Raw genomic sequence first — 22,015 nt, forward strand, 5'->3', positions numbered from 1 at the left:
TTAATAGTCTAGGAAATTATAAAATTTAAAAATGTAGATAAATATCGTCGTGCTGAGCCGCGTCCAGCTCCAGCATCCAGAAATGATGCGACTTCACGAATCGCCCTAATCTAAGTCATCATTGGCTTGCAAGCTCACCGTGATTTCTTTATCTCCGTTGACTCGATCCAGGCGCTACGTTTCTAATCGGGCACTTGCGCTTTTGTTCATGGTTCAGAGCAAGTCAAGTATTTACGGAGGCTACGTTCATTTGTTCCATTTTTTTATACAGCAATTTTTAAGAATAGTCGTTTCTGAACATAGCGGGTATACACTTTGGATTCTCAAGCTCTATAATTACAATACTTTTGATGTGTAACTGTTTTATGTAGTATTCCTATTGCTGTATAATATGTTGTGGTGAAGAGAAGGGAGTGAATTGAATGATACGAACAATCAAGATATACATATATGCTAGTTTACTTGTACTCGGAACGTATTTTCAATTAAAACGAGTACAAAAATCTGTTAATCAACTAACGAAAGAAGAAATTTTTATTCAGCCAAGAAGTGTATCAAGGAAAGTAATGAAGCGAACTGGCAGTATGGTTATGGTCAATGGTCAGGAAAAATTACCAAAGGGACCTGTTTTATTTGTAGCGAACCATCAAGGCTTATTCGACATTTTAACGTTACTTGGGCATCTTGGAAAGCCGGTTGGATTTATAGCCAAAAAAGAAATACAAAAGCTTCCAATAATAGCTTCATGGATGGAATTAGTACATTGTGTATTCATTGATCGCACGGATCGAAGACAATCTGTTAAAGCAATTCACCAAGGAATAGAAAATTTGAAAAGTGGTCATTCCATGGTCATTTTCCCAGAAGGTACAAGAAGTAGAGGAAGTAGCTTAAATCCCTTTAAGCCAGGAAGCTTCCAATTAGCATTAAAGGCTAATGTACCTATCGTACCTGTTGCAATTGATGGTACTTATCAAATGTTTGAGGAAAGAAATGGCAGAATAAGTCCATCATGGGTTACATTGACGATTGAAGATGCAATATTTCCAGAAGAGTATAATGGAAAAAACTCTTCAGAGATCGCTGAACAAGTTCAGAGTGTTATAAAAAGGCGATTGCAAATAGATGGTGCAGATGATCGGATGACGTCAAGCGGTGACCAACAAGTGTCGACTACATAGATGAAAGTAAACCTTCAATCAGTGGGAATAACCAAAACCCCAACTGATTGAAGGTTTACTTTATATAAACGTTTTTTCGTTAAGAGAGAGTACTACTTATTAACAATGTATAAAGGGCTTTTCTGATAAGTTGGTAAAAAAGCTTACGAGAGGACTGTTTTACATGATTTTTTCATATTAAATTTCATTATGTACCGTAGTATGGCATATCCTTTGCTACTTCTAACTCATGATGAACCTCGTCAGCATATCCTTGCATCGTAGCAACTTCTAGCTTCATCATACTTCTAGCATTTATCCCCCGCATATAACTGGCAGTAAGACCCCGAGTTCAAGGAAAAAAATGACCCAAATGTGGATAAGAGGGGATTCAACTGCTAGTAAATGCCCGATTGATTCTAGGGCCTTTAAGTCATACCCTTGTGGTACTACCAATCCGTGGGGAAAAACAAAACTTCCCACGGATTGAAGTTTCACTTTATATCCATGTACAGGTAGTTTCATTTTGGAAGAATTAGATATACTAATACTGAGGTGATAGAAGTGGTTCAAGGAACAGTGAACTGGAATACAGAGATAACACAAGAATGGTTGCAAAGCTATGTGGATGATTGGGTGAAATTTTATAAAAAGCAGACTAGGGATGGGGAGGTTGCTTCTTATATTCCAGAGTTAAATAAGGCCAATCCAAATCATTTAGGAATTTCTATAGTAGGAAATAATGGGGTAACTATAAAATCTGGGGATGTAGACATTCCTTTCACAATACAAAGTATTTCGAAGGTATTCTGTTTTATTATTGCCTGTATGGAGAGAGGCGTCTCCTATGTCCTCGATCGTGTGGATGTAGAACCTACAGGAGAAGCATTTAATTCGATCATGCATTTAGAAATGAGAAAATTAAAGAAGCCGTTTAATCCTTTTGTTAATGCAGGAGCGATCACGGTTTCTTCCATGTTGAATGGTAAAACGTCTGATGAGAAACTAGAGCCATTATTTATATTATTAGAAAAGATGTTAGGGTATCGTCCAGCATTAAATATTAATGTGTATGAATCAGAACGAGATACATCGATTCGAAATCGTGCAATTGGTTATTATCTATTAGAGTTAGATTACCTAGAATCAGATATGAATATAACCTTAGAAACTTATTTTAAGCAGTGTTCAATCGAGATTACGGTTGATGATTTAGCTACTATTGGCAGGGTGTTTGCTAATGATGGAATTGATCCTAATTCAGGTGTAGAAATTATTCCTCGTAAGATAGTCAGATTGGCTAAAGCACTAATGTTAACTTGTGGAATGTATGATGCATCTGGTAAGTTCGCTGCTTATGTAGGTATTCCTGCGAAAAGTGGTGTCTCAGGGGGGATTATTGCAGTTGCGCCACCAAGAGTGCGTGACGAGGAATTACCTTTTATAGATGGATGTGGAATTGGAGTTTACGGTCCCTCATTAGATGACAAAGGCAATAGTATTGCAGGAATAAAATTATTAAGGCATATTGCAACGAAGTGGGACCTGAGTGTGTTCTAGTAAAAATAATGGAGGTGAGCCTGTGTGTGGGAGATATACGCTACTGGCAGATGAGTTGGAAATCTTAACCACATTCGACTTGGATCAAGAAGCTATTGAAAATTATGAACCAAGCTATAATATTGCACCTGGACAAAGGATCTTAGCCATTATACATGATGGCAAGCAGAAACGGGCAGGGTTGTTACGCTGGGGACTTATACCTAGGTGGGCGAAAGATGAAAGAATCGGGTATAAGATGATAAATGCTCGTAGTGAAACGGCTCATCAGAAACCAAGCTTCAAACAGTTATTAATGCAGAAAAGATGTATGATAATAGCTGATAGTTTTTATGAATGGAAGAAAACGGAGAATGGTAAACAACCACAGCGAATACAAATAAAAGATCGTAAGTTATTTGCTTTTGCGGGCTTATGGGATAAGTGGGGGTACGGGGATGATGAACTCTTTACTTGTACTATACTAACAAAAGCTGCTAATAAATATGTGGAAGCTATTCATCACCGCATGCCAATTATTTTGCCAGTTGAAAAGGAAGATGCATGGATAAAGCCGACCAAGCAAAAACCTGAGGATACCCAACGATTTTTACAGTCACTTCAAGAAGAAGCGTTGAAATCCTATGCTGTTCAACAGTATGTTAATTCTGCTAAACACAATGATGAACAATGTATCCAGCCAATTACTTCTGCATAAATTGGTGATGCTAGGACAAACGTATTTTATTTAGATAGGAATAGAGGCTGGGACAAAACACAACTTCTTTACTCAAAATACGAAAAAATCATGTCTTTTGTCTCAGCCCCTATGTGTTTACTTCAAAAAGGTTCTATTATCGGTCTATCAAAACCTTCGCTTTTCGGGCACGACCTCAGTCTCTTCAAAAAGCACAAATCGCTTTTTTTAGAGTCTTTGAACTTGTGCTTTCCCGCAGGATAAGAAGGGCTTTGGTAGCATACATCCCACGCGGAAAAAGCGCTCTTCTTTTTCAAGGAGTCAACGTATGTTGACTACGTTTCGTATGATCATGATTGTTTGACTTTTCCCGTCATTACTAGATTATTATCCTTGTTCTGCCTTAGCTTGTTCTTTTTCCTCCTTAGCTACCTTCAGGAATTTCTTTGTTTCATAGACGACTACTCCAGATAAACCTAATAGTCCTATTAGGTTTGGCACAGCCATTAATGCATTCATAATATCTGATATTCCCCATACAATATCTAGTTTTTCCATTGACCCATATAATACAGCTAATACAAATACAACACGATAAATCGGTATGGCTTTATCATTGAATAAGTACGCAAAGCATTTTTCTCCGTAATAAGACCATCCTACTAAGGTTGAAAAAGCAAATAGAATGATACCAAATGTAACGATATATCCACCTGTATCTCCGAGGAATGCCGCAAATGAGGCAGCAGTTAAATCACCACCATCTAGCCCGCCTTGATACATGTCAGCCATTACGATTGTAATTCCTGTGATGGAACAAACGATAATGGTGTCAATGAAAACCTGTGTCATGGATACCAATGCCTGACGACCAGGGTAGTCTGTTTTTGCTGCAGCGGCAGCAATTGGAGCTGAACCTAGACCTGCTTCGTTTGAAAAGACACCGCGTGCAACACCATAGCGGATAACCGTACCTAAAATACCACCGCCAATTGCACTACCAGTAAATGCATCTTCAAAAATTAGTCCAACAACACCAGGAATAAGATCAATATTCATAACCATAATAATTAATCCACCAATGATATAAAATAAGGCCATAATCGGAACAAAGAAAGCGGTTATTCTGCCAATGCTTTTAATGCCTCCAAGTATAACTAGTCCTACCAGTATGGTAAGTACAATACCTGTTACCCATGTTGGTACATTAAATGTCCCTTGAAGGGCGTCAGATACAGAATTGGATTGCACCATATTTCCAATTCCAAAGGCTGCAATTGATCCAAAGATTGCAAATATAATGCCTAGCCATTTTGCATTTAACCCTTTTTCTAAATAGTACATCGGTCCACCAGACATCTGACCTTTACTATTCTCAACTCGATATTTAACGGCGAGAATAGCTTCGGAATATTTAGTAGCCATTCCAAATAATGCAGATATCCACATCCAAAATACAGCACCTGGCCCTCCGAGCACGACCGCAGTTGCAACACCTACAATATTCCCAGTTCCAATCGTTGCTGCCATTGCTGTTGTTAATGCTTCATAATGACTAATATCTCCTTTGGATTTTTTATCTTGTTTAGCAGGACTGAATGCTAGCTTTAACGCATAGGGTAGTGTGCGAAACTGTAAAAAACCTAAACGAAACGTTAGATACAAACCTGTTCCAACAATTAGTATCAATGTTGGCGGCCCCCATACAAAGCCACTTATAGCTTCGATGATATCCATCATTTTTTCTTTCCCCCCTTTTTATACTTATATTAAATATTCCGAAAAATACAAACGCATGTCAAGGGATTTTAGAGAATTAACTAGAAATTAATTTGGTGAAATAGGTATTGTAAATGCTGTTTAATAGCTATTTGAAGCCAAAATGAAAGGGAAAGAACAGTTCTTATTCAATAGTTAGTAGACGATGTTAGATAGAAACCTTTGCCTGTCACCATAGAAGTTGCTTATAATAGAAATAAATGCAAAGCAGGTGTTATGATGATTCGAGTAATGTTTGTTTGCTTAGGAAACATTTGTCGATCGCCAATGGCTGAAGCGATATTCCGCGAATTAATAAAGCAAGCTAATTTAACCGATCAAATCCGGGTTGATTCAGGAGGGACTGGTAGTTGGCATATAGGTGAAGAACCGCATCATGAAACCAAATTAATTTTACAAAGAAACAATATTTCTTCCGATGGATTGATTGCAAGACAAATAAATGCAGACGATGCCAAACGATTTGATTATATTATTGCAATGGATGATCAAAATAAAGAAGATTTGCTCCAATTAGTTGGACAAAAGGATAACGTAATGATTGCTAAATTAATGGATTTTGTGAGTGATCCAGAAGAAAACAGCATTCCTGATCCGTATTTTACGGGGAACTTTGACTATACATATAGGTTAGTTTCAACGGGATGCCGTCAGCTACTGGAATATTTAAAAGAAGAACATGCTATAAGTTAAGGAGTGATTTTAATGGGAAAACGAAAATTATTTTTAGGTGTAATGATTGGAGCAACAGTAGGGGGATTAGTTACATTATTTGATAAAGATACGAGATCATATAGTAAAGAAAAGCTTTCAACTGCTAAATCAGGTACAAGTTATTTGATGAAGCATCCTTCCGAAGCTGTTCACTCTATTCGAACTGCATTTGATACGTTTAATCGGAACTTTACAACTGGAGCTGAGAAAACAATAGATGCTCTTGAGCAAGTAGAAGCAACTCTAGATAAAGTTGCTAATAAAAATGAAGCCAACCGAATAGAATAAAGGAAATCACAAAATACCATTGACATGTGGATTTGATGATTGTTAGGGAGTGTGACAATGGAAAATGATATGATGAAGTTTGGAAAGCAGCTATATAAACGTATGGAAGAAGTAGATGTTTTTGGTTTAGCTGCACAACTTGCCTATTTCTTTCTATTGTCACTATTTCCTTTCCTATTGTTTCTAGTTACATTGGTTGGCTATCTTCCGATTGACGAACTAGCTGTGCTTGATATTATTTCAGATTATGCACCACCACAGATAGTTGAGCTAATAACTACAAACGTTACGCAATTAATTCGTCAGCAAAATGGTGGCTTACTTTCTTTTGGGATTATAGCTACTCTGTGGGCAGCATCTAATGGTGTAAATTCATTAATGCGTGGATTCAATCATGCTTATAAAGTAGAAGAAAACCGACCATTCATTGTATCGCGTTTAATCGCCATTGTGTTGACTATTGCAATGGTAGCTATTATCATCATCGCTTTGCTACTACCTATTTTTGGAAGAACCGTTGGTGCTTATCTTTTTTCATTTATTGGTTTGTCCGAAGGCTTTCTGACAGTATGGGGGGCATTACGCTGGGTTGTTTCCTCGATTGTTTTCTTAATCGTTTTCCTAGCACTTTATAAATTGGCTCCTAATAAGCGGATATATGTAAAGAATGTAATTCCTGGCGCTTTGTTTGCTACCATCGCTTGGCAACTCGTGTCACTGTGCTTTTCATACTATGTTAGTACCATCGGCAACTATTCTGCAACCTACGGTAGTCTCGGTGCAGTGATCGCCTTAATGATATGGTTCTATTTATCAGGGATAATTATCATGACGGGTGGAATAATTAATGCGGTTATCCGAAAAAACAGGCTGTTGAAGTAAATTATTTCAACAGCCGTAAACCATTAAGTATAACTAAAATCGTACTTCCTTCATGTCCTATTACTCCTAAAGGTAAGTCGAGAATCTGCATGAAATTAGACAAAATGAGTAGGATGATTACCGTAAGTGAAAAGACAATATTTTGTTTAACAATTTTATTCATCTTTTTAGAAAGCGTAATAGCATTGGTGATTTTAGATAAGTTATTTTTCATGAGCACGACATCTGCCGTTTCTAATGCAACATCTGTACCTTCACCCATAGCTATCCCAACATTTGCAGTCGCTAAGGCTGGACCATCGTTTATACCATCTCCAACCATCGCTACATTACTAAATTCACTTCTCATTTTTTTCACTTGCTCTACTTTTTCATCAGGCATACAGTTTGCTACATAACGATCTATTTTTGCTTCTGAGGCAATTGCTTTTGCTGTTAACTCATGGTCTCCTGTAAGCATAACAGTATAAATTCCCTGTTTCGTCAATTGCTTGATTGCTTTGATACTATCTTTTCGAACCGTATCCTTCATGCCGAATAATGCCACGATTTGATCCTTCTTTTTCACAAATACGACCGTTTTACCTTCCTCAGCCAGTTTATTTGCTCTATCAGCAAAAAATTTATCCTCTCCAATATAATCTGGTTTACCTAGCTCCCATTTCTCTTCATCTATCATTGCTGCGATTCCATTACCAGCTAGTGTAGTCACATTATCTATTTCACTAGTTATGGTAACATGCTGTTCCTGACAAAATCGGATAATCGCTTTTGCTAATGGATGGGTAGATTCCTGCTCCATTGCCATTGCAGTAGATAGAATAGTTTGTTTATCATGTTCTGGATGTACATAAAAATCAGTTACCTCTGGTTTTCCATTCGTGAGTGTACCTGTTTTATCGAGGGCTATAGCTCGAATATGGCTAATATTTTCGATATGAACCCCACCTTTAAATAACACCCCAGATTTTGCGCTGTTTGATATCGCTGATAGAGTTGCAGGCATAATAGATGCGACAAGTGCGCAAGGTGATGCAACGACCAAAAGAATCATTGCGCGGTATATACTATCCTGTAATGTCCACCCAAAAATTAGATAAGGAATAATCATCATAATTGCAACAGCCGCTAATACAGCTTTTACATAAACCCCTTCAAATTTTTCAATAAATAATTGAGACGGCGATTTTTCATTTTTAGCGGATTGAATCATTTGGACAATTTTTTGAAATAACGTTTCGTTTGCAGGCTTTGTTACTTGAATAGATATAGAACCATCTAGCGCTATAGTCCCCGCGAACACATCTGCGTTATTTGCTTTATAAACAGGAATAGACTCTCCTGTAATAGCACTCTCATCAATGGATGTATTTCCTTGAACAATTGTTCCATCTACGGGAATCCTTTCACCTGCTCGTACATAAATAAGATCATCAACGTGAAGGCTGGAGACAGGGACAACCTCTCGACGATCATCCTTGATAAGAAGTGCTTCTTCTGGCTGCAGTTCCATTAATGAGGCTATTTCTTTATGACTTTTATTCATCGTGTACGTTTCTAAGGCTCCAGATAATGCAAATATAAATATTAAGACAGCACCTTCCGTCCAGTAGCCAATAGCTGCAGAACCAATGGCAGCTAGGATCATAAGCATCTCTACATTCAGCTCTTTGTTATGCAAGGTTTCTGTTATCCCCTCTTTTGCTTTGGCATATCCGCCAATCGTAAAAGCAATTAAGTGAAGCGTTACCCAGAGCTGATAAGAGATATAGGATTCGAAAGTCCATGTAAATAATATAAGTATGCCACTTAATAAGGCCGCGATTAATTCTTTATGTTCTTTAAGTTTATTAATAATAAATGAAGCTTTAGCTGGTTGCTTCATTGGACTATTCCATGTGTTAGTTTCTGCAGTCATGCAGTACACCTCCAAAAAGATAATTTAAATTAGCTATTAATTTATAATAATTATTAATTAGTATATGTTATTATATTACCATCGAATGAAATAAAGTCAAGACATAAAACGGAAAAATTTATCCCGCAGTAAGACCTCCACTTCCAGCAATAATGTGAAACCAATATGTAAGTGGGGGGAACAAGGTCAGTAAATGTCTGATTGGTACAAAGGCCTTTAGGTCATACCCTTGTGATACTACCAATCAGTGGGGGATAAACAAAACTCCCCGCAGATTGAAGTTTCACATTATCTATTGTAAAAATTAACCGAAAACTGTTACAATCTATATGAATTAATAAATATAACAACAAGGGGGAATAGTTTTGAGTAGATTTAGATTAGTGCTTTCATTATTTATTTTAATTGCAATTCTTGCCGCTTGCGGAAAAAGTGATGAGAATAATAACAGTGAAGGAGAAAAAGGTGTAACAGATAAAAGGTGGGAAGATATTCAAGAAGTAGGAGAGTTAGTGGTTGGCACTTCTGGAACATTAATAGCTGCTTCATACTATGATGGTGATGAGGAAAAGCAAGAACAGTTAACTGGATATGATGTAGAGGTAATGAGAGAGGTGGCAAATCGCTTAAATCTTGATATATCATTTGAGATTATGGGTATTGATAGTATGCTTCCAGCAGTAAAGAGTGGAAGGATTGATGTTGCTGCAAATGATATTGAAACAACAGATAAACGAAAAGAAGAATTCAATTTTAGTGATCCTTACAAATACTCTTATTCAACAATGGTAGTAAGAAAAGAAGATAATTCTGGTATTGAATCACTTGAAGATTTAAAGGGTAAAAAGGCTGGTGGAGGAGCAACTACGATTTACAGTCAAATTGCTGAGCATTTTGGTGCAGAAGTTGTTACATATGGGAATGCACCAAACGAAGCTTATTTACGTGATGTTCATAATGGAAGAACAGATGTTATTGTGAACGACTACTACCTATCTAAGTTTGGCGTAGCTGGTTTTCCAGATTTTGATATTCATCTGCACCCAGATTTGAAATTTCATCCTACAGAACAGGCTGTGGTAATTCCCGAAGGTGCTGATAAGCTTACTGAAGAGATTAATAAGGCATTAACAGAAATGCGTGAAGATGGTACATTAACGGAATTAGCGAAAAAGTTCTATAAAGAAGATGCATCGCAGAAACCTGAGGGAGAAATTAAAGAAATAGATGGCCTCGACTTGTAAGGGGACAACCTAGATGAATGTGAATGGATTGGATTTAGCTGAACTATTTGATGTCGAATTAGCGATAGAGAGCCTACCATTTGTTTTAGGTGGCTTGCCTATGACACTGCTCGTATCTGTCGTCGGTATGGGGATAGGGTTAGTGCTTGGTTTGATCCTTGCTTTAGCGAGAGGAGCTAATAATCCGCTATGGTACTTACCAGCACGAGTATATATTTCATTTATGCGTGGAACGCCAATGCTCGTCTTTCTGTTTATTCTATATTTTGGACTGCCAGTTATTGGGATAGAATTAACTGCAATAACGGCTGCTTATTTAGGTTTTGGTTTGAATAGTGCTGCTTATATCGCGGAGATTGATCGTTCAGCTTTAAATAGTATTGATCAGGGTCAATGGGAGTCGGCTAAAGCACTTAATTTAAACTATTGGCAAACGTTAAGAAAGGTTATTTTACCGCAAGCTACCAGAGTTGCCATCCCACCTTTGACAAATGTCTTTATGGATATAGTTAAAGCAACGTCATTAGCTGCTGTCATCACTGTTCCAGAGCTTTTTCAGAAGACACAGATTGTAGCTGGGAGAGAATTCGATTCAATGACCATGTATATATTGGTTGCATTGATTTATTGGTCAATTTGTATTGTCATCTCATTTATTCAAGAACGATTAGAAATACGATATAGCAAGTTCTTATAATTATTTGGAAGCTATAAATTTCTGAATAAAACGAGGCTAGAACAAAACGCAACTTCTTTACTCAAAATACGAATAATCATATGATCAATAGGAGTATCATCGCCGCACCGTGAAACTATAATTGCTTTTCGCGGGCACGGCCTCAGCTAACTTGGTAAAGAAAATCACGTTACCAAGTGGATCCTCGGACTCGTGCTGTTCCCGCCGGAGTCTCGCTTATTTCAGGTGCTAAATGAATGATTCTAATCAAAAAACGAACGATAATTAATCACCAACTAATTATCATTCGTTTTTTATTGTTTCTTCATTCTTTTGTCTCAGCCTCATTTTATATTTGCTGCTCCTGGTGTTTGTCCTTTTGGAAAAAAATCGCACCTGTAATGATGATTAGCACAATAGTAATTAAGTAGAAAAAAGATACATGAGGAAGCTTTTCTATAAATAAACCTCCAATAAATGGTCCACTAATACTACCTAAACTAAACATGATACCTACCATTAGATTGCCTGCAGGTAAGAGGTTTCCCGGTAATAAATCAGTCATATAAGATATACCTAGAGAAAACAATGATCCAACACACATGCCTGCGAGCGTGAACAAGATAAACAGTCCTAGAACCGATGACTCCCATACTGCTGACAACGAAAAGCAAATAATTCCTAAGGATAAAACAGTTAATAGAATCGGTTTCCTTCCATATTTATCGCTAAGTATACCTAGAGGTAATTGTGTAATTAAGCTGCCAAAAGCAAAACAAGGAATAATTAAGGCTAGCATATCAACCTGGTGGCCGATTCGTAGTCCGTACACGGGAAAAATACTATGTAATGATGCCTCTAGGAATCCATAGCCGAATCCTGGTAGAAGTGCTACCCAAGCTATTTTAATCGTCTTCATAAATCGTTGAACAGAGCTCGTTGGATAAGCGCTGTCGATATCATCCTCAGGCCATTGGTTACGAATAAAAATTAATGTTGACCAGACCAAAAGGCTTAAAAGTGCTGAAATAATAAATGGCAATGCTTGATGAACGGATAATAGTCTCGTCATTAATGGTCCTAATGCAAAACCTAATCCAAATGATAATCCATATAAAGCAATATTTCTTCCCCTTGTATTTTCTGTTGCTGTTGCGGTAATCCAAGTTTGTGTCCCGAAATGCAGCATTTGATCGCCAATTCCAATTATCATTCGAAGAATAAACCAAAACCATAAAGTATCCCATAATGGGAAAATTCCCAAAGAAATAATTACAAGCATGCCACCTACAACAATTATTGGTTTAAAGCCAAATTTACGCATCGGTTTTTCCATAAAAGGAGAGGCCAATAAGACACCAATATATAAACCTGTTGCATGTAGTCCATTAATTGTAGAGGAAATACCATTTTGTTCTAAAATAATAGAAAGTAAGGGAAGTAGCATACCCTGTGAAAAACCAGAAATTAACACAAGTCCTATTAATATCCAGAAACGATAATTTGCAGTATTCATTGTTGTACCCCTTTAATGAAGTTCTAACTTAAATCTAATAGCAAACTTGAAAAAGGTCAATTATTGTGTATATAGTATCTAAATCGTTTATGATTATAATAAATAAGGAAAAATATAATAGCGTTGTTTTATTACAATTATAACTGGCAGTAAGACCCCCACTTCAAGCAATAAAGGGAAACCACTAACGGAAAGTGGGGAATCGACTGCTGGTAAATGTTAGATGGGTTCAAAGGCATTTAGGTCATAGCTTTATGGTACTAGCAATCAGTGGTGGATAAACAACCCCCCCAACTGATTGAGGTTTCACATTATGAAAAAATTAATAGGAAGATAATTGGAGGGAACAAGAGTGGAATTATATTTAAAAGAAAATGGATTAAGAACAAGTCTAGTGTATGGTGAGTTGGAAATATCGGGAAATGAGGAATATGGTTTTCGTCCATATCAGTTAATGATAGCATCCATTGCAGGTTGTAGTGGTTCGGTGTATCGTAAAATTCTAGAGAAACAAAGAATAGAGCTAGAAGATATAAAAATTACTGCAGAGGTAGAAAGAAATCCGGACGAAGCAAATCGGATTGAAAAAATAGTACTACATTTTACGGTAAAAGGGCATCATCTAGATCCTGATAAATTGTATAAAAATTTAGCAATAGCTAGAAAAAATTGTGCTATGGTACGTTCTGTTGAGAACAGTATAAGGATAGAAGAAACAATTGAAACAATTGAATTAAGCCGTTAATTTTGTATAAGCAGGTATAAAATTCATATGTCAGAAAGAAACTAAGTGAAAAAAGAAGGGATAAGACATATGAATAAAGTTAAATGGTGTAGTTCGGTCATGATTCTAGCTATAATGTTTGCTTCTGTATTTCCAGCTAACAGCTTTAGTGCTGAAAAAGAGAAGAAGAAGGATCCATTTGAAATACCTAGTCACGTTCTCAATGTATCTAAAGAAAATACATTTCCAAACTCCACAGAAGATCAGGAGATTATTGAGCCAAGTGAACTAACGAAGGAGCTAATGGATGAATTAGACATTAAAATAGAAAACCCTGTATTAATTAAGATGCTTAATGAAACATCGTTAAAACCTTCACCAATAGCGATAGGATATCGTGGCATGGTTTATATTGGAAGGTGGCCATTAAATTATGAATCATCGGAAACAACGATTAATTGGGAGTATCAGCAAATTAATATGAATGAATTAAATAATACTGGAGGAACAGAAGCGCAGGAATTGCGTTATGTTCAACAAGAGCAAAAAGAAATAAAGGGTGCACTTACCAATAAAATTAATAAGCCTGATGATGTGAAAAAAATGATGCTACTAAAATCAAAGACAAAGACCAAGCTTCCACTTTCTTATCAGACTGTAATAGGAAAAAATACTAAAAAAGATAATACCTATAATGTTGCAGCAAATAAGTATGCAAAGCTACAAACTTTTGCACCAGCTGTTAATGAAAAAGGGCAAGTAACGTTTGGAGAAGTGTATTTAAAATTGAAGGGGTCCAAAAAATCAATTGAAATTAAAAATGTAACGAAGCAAGGAATTGGCGCTTGGATTCCTATTCAAGATTACGTATCCTTTTCGTATAATGTAAAATAATGAAGCATACTTTCCATATAGCTGTCGAGAAGCTCCTCGATAGCTTTTTATATTTGAATAAAAGAATTGAATATCTTGCTTGGATCTTACATAAAACAAAAGAAGTGGGGGATTATTTCACGCTAAAAGCGGTTAATGAAGAAAATGGAAGGGAAAGGGGGTTGATTTTTACGCTTTATTACTTTATCATAGTGAAGTATAAAAGGGAAAGAAAGAGGGGAAACAAAACATGGAATGGGTTGTAATCGTTTCTGTTCTTGTGATGACGATATTAAGCTTATTACGTGTGAATGTAATTATTGCTATTATCGCAGCAGCTTTAACAGCAGGTTTAATGTCAGGGTTAACTATCGTTGAATCAATGGATATGCTTGTGGGAGGTATGGGAGGTGGCGCAAATACCGCTTTAAGTTATATACTCTTAGGAGCATTTGCCGTTGCTATTAGCTATACTGGAATTACGTCATTATTGGTAAATTATTTAATACGCGTGCTAACAGGAAAAAAGACTATGATGCTATTAGCAATTGCCGGAGTTGCATCATTATCACAAAATTTAGTACCTGTGCATATTGCATTTATACCTATATTAATACCGCCATTACTACAATTATTTGATCGAATGCGAATGGATCGTCGCGCAGTTGCAACAGCTCTAACCTTTGGGCTTAAAGCTCCTTACATTCTTATTCCAGCAGGTTTTGGATTAATCTTTCATGAGACGATTGTTACAGGGATGAATCAAAACGGAGCTAATATTACAGTTAGTGAGTCTGCCTTGGCAATGCTTATCCCTGGCTCAGGAATGATTATCGGATTATTGATCGCTATCTTTATAACCTATCGGAAAGATCGTGATCCAGATTCATTTGTTGGAGAATCAGACACGGCTGCGGCTGTAGAGGCAACAAACATCCGCTTTACAAAACAACATGTATTTACGTTAATATCGATATTTGCTGCCTTAATTGTACAAATTATTACAGAGAATTTAATTGTTGGCGCATTAACCGGTCTTGTTTTCATGTTCCTATTCTTGGTTATTCCATTTCATAAAGGAGATCGTGTAGTCACAGAGGGAATTGGTATGATGGGAACAATCGCATTTGTAATGCTGGTAGCAGCAGGTTATGGAAATATTTTAACAGAAACAGGTGCAGTAGAGGCTTTAGTAGAAGTTTCATCTGGTTTTTTGGATAATAATCACGCGCTTATTGCATTTATTCTGTTGTTGGTTGGGTTACTAGTAACCATTGGAATTGGGTCCTCCTTTGGGACGATCCCGATATTGGCTGCACTGTACGTCCCGATTTGTTTAGCAGCAGGTTTTTCCCCACTCGCTACAGCTGCACTTATTGGTACAGCAGGTGCATTAGGGGATGCAGGATCACCAGCATCTGATAGTACACTTGGTCCTACGTCTGGTTTAAATGCTGATGGAAAGCATCATCATATTTGGGATACGGTAGTCCCAACCTTTATTCACTACAATATCCCATTGTTTATATTTGGTTGGATTGCTGCAATTGTTCTTTAGAATTTCCAAGCTGTCGAAGTATTATTTTGACAGCTTTTTTGTCTACGACATTATAAAATTAGCCCATGTGGATAAATATGGGCGTGTTAAGCCGCGTCCAGTTCCAGCGCCCAGAAACGAGGTGACTTCACGAATCGTCCTAATCTAAGCCATCATCGGCTCGCAAGCTTACCGTGCTTCCTTTACCTCCAATCACTCGCTTCAGTCGCTACGTTTCTAATCGAGCGCTTGCGCTTTAAGAAAGTATAAAATCAGTGCAATGACTGTGTTAAGCCAAGTAGTTATTTTGAAATGTTTGATGTATATTGGCAATGCTCCGACTAATTACTTCGCTTTCCGCGGGCACGGCCTCAACTAACTTTGCAAAGAAGAACACGTTGCAAAGTGGATTTTCGGCTCGCGCTAATCCCGCAGGAGTCTACGTAATTCGTCTCCGCTATGAGAAGGTGCAACAATTCTTGTCATAAGTAATAGGTTGACTTTTTTTACAATGGGTAAAGTGAAAATCGTTATCCGTGAGTATAAAAGCAGCTGTGTTACTTCATGCTAGCGTTGTAGAGCCTGATAATAGCGAAGGCCGGCCACTTCAACTCCTGTGGGAAATGTTTGACCTGAAGATCCACTTTTTTGAGCGGGTTTTGCTAAAAAAGTTAGCTGAAGGACAAACCCCACGGAAAGGGAAGTGGGCAGCCGGAGTGGTGGTCAAGCAGTAGCTATTATTCCATAATAGCTACTAGAGGAAGCGTAAATCTGAGCATTTAGTGACAAGGACTGAGCGAATTTTGCTCCGTTTTTCTTATGATGGATTCCATAAACACCTTTTTTTATTGGAACAGGAGACTTCACTAAAAGCAAAAGTGTAATCTTTAACGATAGAATAAAAATATGTAGTAAAGGAGATAGTAAAAAGAAAAACAGGTGGGGTAATATGAAAAAATACATGATGCTGACAGTCCTTGTTTTTCTAATTGTTTCTTTTGATATGTTACCATCCGTTTCAGCGAATGGCTATGGCTGGGGGTATAAGAAGAATAGTGATCATAAGCTCCCAGATATCGGTGAATATCAAGACATGCTTAAAAAATATGGTGCTTATTATGCAGATAACACTGGAGAAAAAACAATTTATCTGACATTTGATAATGGTTATGAACAGGGATACACAGATAATATATTAAATGTATTAAAAAAACAACAAGTACCAGCAACGTTTTTTGTAACGGGTCACTATGTGGAAAGCGAACCAGACTTAGTAAAGCGTATGGTTGATGAGGGACATATCGTAGGAAATCATTCCTATCATCATCCTGATTTCTCTATTATGGATAAAGAGGCAATTAAAGAAGAACTGGAAACATTGGAAGATGCAGTAGCTGAAGTATCTGATCAGAAAGAAATAAAATATCTCCGACCTCCAAGAGGTATGTTTAACGAGAATACATTAAAATGGTCGAAGGAACTAGGCTATATTCATATTTTTTGGTCGTTGGCATTCAAGGACTGGGAGACAAAGAAGCAAAAGGGCTGGAAGTATGCATTCGAACAGACGATGGATCAGGTACATCCTGGTGCAATTATTTTATTGCATACGGTTTCATCGGATAATGCTGAAGCACTTGATCGTATAATTACCGAATTAAAAAAGCAAGGATATCGCTTTAAAAGTTTGGATGATCTTGTCCTAAAGGATCAATTACCAAAAGCAATCTATGGGCTATAAGTTAGCTTAAATAGATATTCTATAAAATACAGTGAATAGAAATGCGAACGTTGGTAGAGAGAGTAACAGAGGCGATGCTTCGTCGTTAGTAAAGTTACTCAAAGGAGCCTGAACCATTACCCACGAAAATCAGCTGCTTAGAAGAAAGCTGAGACAGACGTTCTATATAAAAATAATAAAATTAGTGGGTAAGGTCATCGACGGGTGATCTTATCCACTCACTAATTAATGTTTCACTTTATCGTTGACTTTTGAGGTAGTTATTTTTGTTCCTACTCAAATCGTAACTTAATAATGTTTTATTTATAATTTTCCAAACTTTTGATATACTGATGAAAAGCATACAAGGAGTTGGACATTATGAATAAAGAAGATCTGATTGCTCCATATAATTATAATATTGTCATGGAAATGGAACGTCATGCAAATGACCCAACTAAAGTTGCCTTGATTTGGGAAAATGAAGGTGGAGTTCATAAGGAAATTACATACAGTGAATTAATGCGGAATGTAAATAAAATTGGAAACGCTTTCTTAGAAAGTGGCTTGCAAAAAGGAGACAAAATTCTTGTGATGATACCTCGCTTGGTAAAAGCTTATGAGGTCTATTTAGCAGCTCTTAAAACAGGAATCATTATTATTCCAAGCTCAGAAATGCTGAAGACAAAGGACTTACAGTATCGTGTTACACATGGAGGGGTTCGTGGAGTTGTAAGTTATTATCCGTATGTTGAACAATATTATGGTATTAGCGAATATGATCAGTTACAAAAAATTGTAATTGGTGAGCCTGTGGATGGTTGGCTTTTTCTTGAAGGATTAATGGAAGATGCATCAGATCAATTAGAATTGGCATTAACCTGTAAAGATGATATTGCGTTTTTACCGTATACGTCAGGAACAACTGGCAATCCCAAAGGTGTAGTGCATACACATGGCTGGGGATATGCTCATCTGAAAACAGCTGCAAAAAACTGGTTAGCAATAAACGAAGGAGATAAGGTTTGGGCAACAGCTGGTCCAGGATGGCAGAAATGGGTTTGGAGCCCATTATTATCTGTGTTAGGTTCAGGAGCAACAGGATTTATTTATCATGGAAAATTTGACGCGGAAAAATATCTACAGTTACTGCAGGAACAAGAAATTAATGTACTTTGCTGCACACCTACGGAATACCGAATCATGGCGAAACTCGACAATTTGGAAGAATACGAGCTTCCTGCCTTACATAGTGCTGTTTCGGCTGGTGAGCCATTGAATGTGGAGGTAATCAATACATTTCAGCATTATTTTAATGTAACGGTTCGTGATGGGTATGGACAAACGGAGAACACATTACTACTTGGATTTATGAAGAATATGGATGTGAGACCAGGATCAATGGGAAAACCAACTCCGGGTAATGAGGTCGATATTATTGATGAAAATGGTATTCCCGTTCAAGTTGGGGAGATTGGTGATATTGCAGTAAAGCTCGATTGCCCAGCCTTGTTTCGAGAGTATTATCAAGATACAGAACGGACTTCTATGTCAAGACGTGGCGATTACTATGTGACAGGAGATCAGGCTTCTAAGGATGAGGAAGGTTATTTCTGGTTTGAAGGAAGAAGCGATGATATCATTATTAGTTCAGGATATACAATTGGTCCTTTTGAAGTAGAGGATGCATTGGTTAAGCATCCATCTGTCCAAGAATGTGCTGTTGTAGCAAGTCCCGATGAAATACGGGGGAACATTGTAAAAGCCTTTGTGGTGTTACGTCAATCTCAAGCAATAGGATCAGAGTTAGTCAAGGAGTTGCAAGAGCATGTTAAAACTTTAACTGGTCCATATAAATATCCAAGAGAAATTGAATTTATTGATGAATTACCAAAGACTACTTCTGGGAAAACAAGAAGAGTTGAATTACGTAATCGAGAAAAATTCAAGGTAAATGAATAGAAATGGTTAAAGAGGGCTCATATGCTCTCTTTTTTGTAGTCTAGGAAATTATAAAAGGAGTCAGCTGTCCAGAAACTAGGCGATTTCACGAATCGCCCTTTCATAAGTCATCATTGACTCGCAAGCACTCTCCGCTGGCTCGCTCCAGTCGCTACGTTTCTAATCGGGTGCTTTCGCTTTTGTTCCTTCGCATAGCCATGTTTTATAAACTCATTTATGTGGGAATGTTACTAGTGAGCATCGTAAAAAAAATTAATCAAAATGCTTGAAAGTCAAAAAAGGTCAGAGTATAATAATAGTCAAAGGTCAAATATAGTCAAAGTCAAACTTTTAATGATTACAATAAACATATTTCTAAGGAGGAATGGAAATGCTTTGTCAAAACTGTAAACAAAACGAAGCTAGCATTAATGTTGCAATGAATATCAATAGTCAGCATATGCAAATGCACCTATGTAATGAATGCTTTCGTGAAATCCAAGGGCAAATGATGAATTCCAATGACTTCTTCTCACAATCCCCATTTGAACATATGAATGGTTTTCAAGCGAATGGATCTCCGAAAATGGGGACAAGAACAAAACAAAAAAACGGAAACCGAGGTAATGGATTAATTGATCAGCTTGCAAAAAACGTAACACATGCAGCAAGGGCTGGTTTGATTGATCCGGTAATCGGCAGAGATAAAGAAGTCAAACGAGTTGTTGAAACTTTAAATCGTAGAAATAAAAATAATCCCGTATTAATAGGAGAGCCTGGTGTTGGTAAAACTGCGATTGCAGAAGGCTTGGCACTTAAAATTACAGAAGGAGATGTGCCTACAAAATTAATCAATAAAGAAATTTATATGCTAGATGTGGCATCACTTGTTGCTAATACGGGTGTTCGTGGTCAATTTGAAGAACGTATGAAACAATTAATTAACGAATCACAAGAACGTCAAGATGTTATCTTATTTGTTGATGAAATACACCTATTAGTTGGAGCAGGCACTGCAGAAAGCTCGCAAATGGATGCAGGAAATATTTTAAAACCTGCACTAGCCAGAGGTGAATTACAATTAATTGGTGCTACAACATTAAAAGAATATCGTCAAATTGAGAAAGATGCGGCACTAGAACGTAGATTACAGCCCATCATTGTAAAAGAACCTTCAAGTGAAGAAGCAGTTCAGATATTACAGGGTATTAAGGATCGTTATGAGAAATTCCATGAGGTTCGTTATTCTGATGAAGCTATTCGGGCATTTGTAACACTTTCAAAACGATATATTCAAGATCGTTACTTGCCTGATAAAGCGATTGATTTGATGGATGAAGTTGGTTCACGTTTGAATCTAGCTAATGCTTCGAAAGACTCTGATACAATAAACCAACGATTAGAAGAAATTATTAAAGAGAAAGAAGAAGCTGCTGAAAGAGAAGATTATGAACGTGCTGCAAATTTAAGATATCAAGAAATACAGTTGCAAAAACAACTAGATAAAGCGAAAGATGAAGAACAAATTATCGATGTAGATATTTCCGATATTCAATTGATTGTTGAAGAAAAAACTGGGATACCTGTTACAAAGCTTCAAGCTGATGAACAAGAAAAAATGAAAAACATTGGTGAAAACCTAAGTGCAAAAGTGATTGGACAAGATGTAGCTGTAGATAAAGTTGCCAAAGCGATTCGTCGTAGTCGAGCAGGCTTAAAATCAAATTATCGACCAATTGGTTCTTTCCTTTTCGTTGGACCAACTGGTGTTGGTAAAACAGAACTAACAAAAGCCTTAGCGGAAGAATTATTTGGCTCCAGAGATTCGTTAATCCGTCTTGATATGAGTGAGTATATGGAGAAACATGCTGTATCAAAAATCATTGGTTCACCTCCAGGCTATGTAGGTCATGAAGAAGCGGGTCAATTAACGGAAAAAGTACGTCGCAACCCATACTCCATTATTCTATTAGATGAAATAGAAAAAGCACATCCAGACGTACAAAACATGTTCCTACAAATTATGGAGGACGGTCATTTAACGGATTCGCAAGGAAGAACAGTTAGCTTTAAAGAAACTGTAATTATTATGACGAGCAATGCTGGAACAGGTGTTAAAACAGTGAATGTTGGTTTTAATAGAGAGTCCCATGAATCTGTATCTACGATGGAGAATCTGGGGGCATATTTCAAACCAGAATTTCTTAACCGCTTCGATGCGATTATTCAATTTAACGAACTAACCGAAGAAAACCTAATGCAAATTGTAGATCTTATGCTTGCTGATCTACAAAAAACAATCGAAGAAAATGATCTATCGATTACGATTACAAATGAAGCTAAACAAGAATTGGTTCGACTTGGCTATGACCGCCGTTTTGGCGCAAGACCTTTACGTAGAGTAATCCAAGATAAAATCGAAGATCAATTAACAGACTTAATATTGGAAGATGATAATGTTTCCAATGTAAAAGTAGACGTCTTCGATCAAGAAATTGTAGTGCAAAAGGCGTGAGTTAGATAAATGAAAAGGGGTTGGGACAAAATACAACTTCTTTACTCATAAATACGAATAATCATGTTTGTCAATAGGAAAATCATTGAAGCACCATGAAAAATATACTTGCTTTCGCGGGCACGGCCTCAGCAGCGATATATCGCACGCAGAAAAAGGGTTCTTCTTTTTCAAGGAGTCTCATATTACGGAGCTAATGAATTATTTTAATCAAATAAACGAGCGATAATTAATTTAAATAATTATCGCTCGTTTTTTATTGTTTCTTAACTACATTTGTCCCAGCCTTCTC

Annotated in this window: 18 protein-coding genes; 15 read left to right on the forward strand and 3 right to left on the reverse strand. The window is 37.0% G+C overall.

Annotation, left to right across the window (positions count from 1 at the left end; all coding sequences use genetic code 11):
* Nucleotides 1-422 precede the first annotated feature (422 nt).
* The 3 genes from JUJ52_RS16135 to JUJ52_RS16145 all read left to right on the forward strand — a co-directional run bounded on the left by JUJ52_RS16135 (nt 423) and on the right by JUJ52_RS16145 (nt 3,417).
* Nucleotides 423-1,181, forward strand: coding sequence for a lysophospholipid acyltransferase family protein (locus JUJ52_RS16135; RefSeq protein ID WP_121604718.1), 759 nt, complete (start codon nt 423-425; stop codon nt 1,179-1,181).
* Nucleotides 1,182-1,724: 543 nt separating this feature from the next.
* A complete protein-coding gene (locus JUJ52_RS16140; protein ID WP_026682587.1) occupies nt 1,725-2,720 on the forward strand; it encodes a glutaminase in 996 nt (331 codons plus the stop codon).
* A 22-nt stretch (nt 2,721-2,742) separates the two neighbouring features.
* The gene (locus tag JUJ52_RS16145) at nt 2,743-3,417 is read left to right on the forward strand and encodes an SOS response-associated peptidase (RefSeq protein WP_026682588.1); all 675 of its coding nucleotides are present in this window, start codon (nt 2,743-2,745) and stop codon (nt 3,415-3,417) included.
* 366 nt (nt 3,418-3,783) lie between these two features.
* Here JUJ52_RS16145 and JUJ52_RS16150 read toward each other — a convergent pair whose 3' ends face one another.
* Nucleotides 3,784-5,136 (reverse strand): alanine/glycine:cation symporter family protein, encoded by a 1,353-nt coding sequence (locus JUJ52_RS16150; protein WP_121604719.1) that lies wholly within the window; start codon nt 5,134-5,136, stop codon nt 3,784-3,786.
* A gap of 258 nt (nt 5,137-5,394) precedes the next feature.
* On the opposite strand from JUJ52_RS16150, the gene JUJ52_RS16155 reads away from it, so the two are divergent.
* From JUJ52_RS16155 to JUJ52_RS16165, 3 genes are read left to right on the forward strand one after another with little or no spacing between them, the layout of a single operon-like run.
* Nucleotides 5,395-5,868 carry a low molecular weight protein-tyrosine-phosphatase gene (locus tag JUJ52_RS16155; protein ID WP_026682590.1) on the forward strand — a complete coding sequence of 158 codons (474 nt, stop codon included), beginning with the start codon at nt 5,395-5,397 and terminating at the stop codon, nt 5,866-5,868.
* A gap of 12 nt (nt 5,869-5,880) precedes the next feature.
* Complete coding sequence (locus tag JUJ52_RS16160; RefSeq protein WP_121604721.1) at nt 5,881-6,177, forward strand: YtxH domain-containing protein; 297 nt, start codon at nt 5,881-5,883, stop codon at nt 6,175-6,177.
* Nucleotides 6,178-6,234: 57 nt separating this feature from the next.
* On the forward strand, nt 6,235-7,059 hold the full coding sequence (locus JUJ52_RS16165; RefSeq protein ID WP_034679543.1) for a YihY/virulence factor BrkB family protein: 825 nt from the start codon (nt 6,235-6,237) through the stop codon (nt 7,057-7,059).
* 1 nt (nt 7,060) lies between these two features.
* Here JUJ52_RS16165 and JUJ52_RS16170 read toward each other — a convergent pair whose 3' ends face one another.
* Nucleotides 7,061-8,977, reverse strand: a complete 1,917-nt coding sequence (locus JUJ52_RS16170; RefSeq protein ID WP_205389661.1) for a heavy metal translocating P-type ATPase — start codon at nt 8,975-8,977, stop codon at nt 7,061-7,063.
* A gap of 365 nt (nt 8,978-9,342) precedes the next feature.
* On the opposite strand from JUJ52_RS16170, the gene JUJ52_RS16175 reads away from it, so the two are divergent.
* Both JUJ52_RS16175 and JUJ52_RS16180 read left to right on the forward strand, forming a co-directional pair.
* Entirely contained in the window at nt 9,343-10,221 is an 879-nt protein-coding gene (locus JUJ52_RS16175; protein ID WP_121604723.1) for a transporter substrate-binding domain-containing protein, read from the forward strand.
* 13 nt (nt 10,222-10,234) lie between these two features.
* Nucleotides 10,235-10,918 carry an amino acid ABC transporter permease gene (locus JUJ52_RS16180; protein ID WP_026682595.1) on the forward strand — a complete coding sequence of 228 codons (684 nt, stop codon included), beginning with the start codon at nt 10,235-10,237 and terminating at the stop codon, nt 10,916-10,918.
* Nucleotides 10,919-11,246: 328 nt separating this feature from the next.
* Here JUJ52_RS16180 and JUJ52_RS16185 read toward each other — a convergent pair whose 3' ends face one another.
* Complete coding sequence (locus JUJ52_RS16185) at nt 11,247-12,413, reverse strand: MFS transporter (RefSeq protein WP_205389662.1); 1,167 nt, start codon at nt 12,411-12,413, stop codon at nt 11,247-11,249.
* Nucleotides 12,414-12,765: 352 nt separating this feature from the next.
* Between JUJ52_RS16185 and JUJ52_RS16190 the strand changes: the two genes are divergently transcribed.
* The 7 genes from JUJ52_RS16190 (at nt 12,766) to JUJ52_RS16220 (ending at nt 21,723) form a co-directional block, all read left to right on the forward strand.
* Nucleotides 12,766-13,158, forward strand: a complete 393-nt coding sequence (locus tag JUJ52_RS16190; protein ID WP_205389663.1) for an OsmC family protein — start codon at nt 12,766-12,768, stop codon at nt 13,156-13,158.
* Between the two features lie 69 nt (nt 13,159-13,227).
* On the forward strand, nt 13,228-14,031 hold the full coding sequence (locus tag JUJ52_RS16195; RefSeq protein ID WP_205389664.1) for a YfkD famly protein: 804 nt from the start codon (nt 13,228-13,230) through the stop codon (nt 14,029-14,031).
* A 229-nt stretch (nt 14,032-14,260) separates the two neighbouring features.
* The gene (locus JUJ52_RS16200) at nt 14,261-15,568 is read left to right on the forward strand and encodes a Na+/H+ antiporter family protein (protein ID WP_121604726.1); all 1,308 of its coding nucleotides are present in this window, start codon (nt 14,261-14,263) and stop codon (nt 15,566-15,568) included.
* A 515-nt stretch (nt 15,569-16,083) separates the two neighbouring features.
* Nucleotides 16,084-16,281, forward strand: a complete 198-nt coding sequence (locus JUJ52_RS16205; protein ID WP_121603754.1) for a hypothetical protein — start codon at nt 16,084-16,086, stop codon at nt 16,279-16,281.
* Between the two features lie 215 nt (nt 16,282-16,496).
* Nucleotides 16,497-17,288 (forward strand): delta-lactam-biosynthetic de-N-acetylase, encoded by a 792-nt coding sequence (gene pdaA / locus JUJ52_RS16210; protein WP_026679574.1) that lies wholly within the window; start codon nt 16,497-16,499, stop codon nt 17,286-17,288.
* Nucleotides 17,289-17,648: 360 nt separating this feature from the next.
* Nucleotides 17,649-19,229, forward strand: a complete 1,581-nt coding sequence (mbcS, locus tag JUJ52_RS16215) for an acyl-CoA synthetase MbcS (RefSeq protein ID WP_026679575.1) — start codon at nt 17,649-17,651, stop codon at nt 19,227-19,229.
* Nucleotides 19,230-19,599: 370 nt separating this feature from the next.
* Entirely contained in the window at nt 19,600-21,723 is a 2,124-nt protein-coding gene (locus tag JUJ52_RS16220) for an ATP-dependent Clp protease ATP-binding subunit (RefSeq protein ID WP_205389665.1), read from the forward strand.
* Nucleotides 21,724-22,015 lie beyond the last annotated feature (292 nt).

This window comes from Virgibacillus sp. AGTR (assembly GCF_016919725.2).
GTDB lineage: Bacteria > Bacillota > Bacilli > Bacillales > Amphibacillaceae > Virgibacillus > Virgibacillus salarius.

What these genes read in the sequence shown, in the direction of transcription:
- JUJ52_RS16135 (WP_121604718.1), top strand. Translation starts at nt 423, where the DNA reads ATGATACGAACAATCAAGATATACATATATGCTAGTTTACTTGTACTC.
- JUJ52_RS16150 (WP_121604719.1), bottom strand. Translation starts at nt 5,136, where the DNA reads ATGATGGATATCATCGAAGCTATAAGTGGCTTTGTATGGGGGCCGCCA.
- JUJ52_RS16155 (WP_026682590.1), top strand. Translation starts at nt 5,395, where the DNA reads ATGATTCGAGTAATGTTTGTTTGCTTAGGAAACATTTGTCGATCGCCA.
- JUJ52_RS16160 (WP_121604721.1), top strand. Translation starts at nt 5,881, where the DNA reads ATGGGAAAACGAAAATTATTTTTAGGTGTAATGATTGGAGCAACAGTA.
- JUJ52_RS16165 (WP_034679543.1), top strand. Translation starts at nt 6,235, where the DNA reads ATGGAAAATGATATGATGAAGTTTGGAAAGCAGCTATATAAACGTATG.
- JUJ52_RS16170 (WP_205389661.1), bottom strand. Translation starts at nt 8,977, where the DNA reads ATGACTGCAGAAACTAACACATGGAATAGTCCAATGAAGCAACCAGCT.
- JUJ52_RS16180 (WP_026682595.1), top strand. Translation starts at nt 10,235, where the DNA reads ATGAATGTGAATGGATTGGATTTAGCTGAACTATTTGATGTCGAATTA.
- JUJ52_RS16185 (WP_205389662.1), bottom strand. Translation starts at nt 12,413, where the DNA reads ATGAATACTGCAAATTATCGTTTCTGGATATTAATAGGACTTGTGTTA.
- JUJ52_RS16195 (WP_205389664.1), top strand. Translation starts at nt 13,228, where the DNA reads ATGAATAAAGTTAAATGGTGTAGTTCGGTCATGATTCTAGCTATAATG.
- JUJ52_RS16200 (WP_121604726.1), top strand. Translation starts at nt 14,261, where the DNA reads ATGGAATGGGTTGTAATCGTTTCTGTTCTTGTGATGACGATATTAAGC.
- pdaA (WP_026679574.1), top strand. Translation starts at nt 16,497, where the DNA reads ATGAAAAAATACATGATGCTGACAGTCCTTGTTTTTCTAATTGTTTCT.
- mbcS (WP_026679575.1), top strand. Translation starts at nt 17,649, where the DNA reads ATGAATAAAGAAGATCTGATTGCTCCATATAATTATAATATTGTCATG.
- JUJ52_RS16220 (WP_205389665.1), top strand. Translation starts at nt 19,600, where the DNA reads ATGCTTTGTCAAAACTGTAAACAAAACGAAGCTAGCATTAATGTTGCA.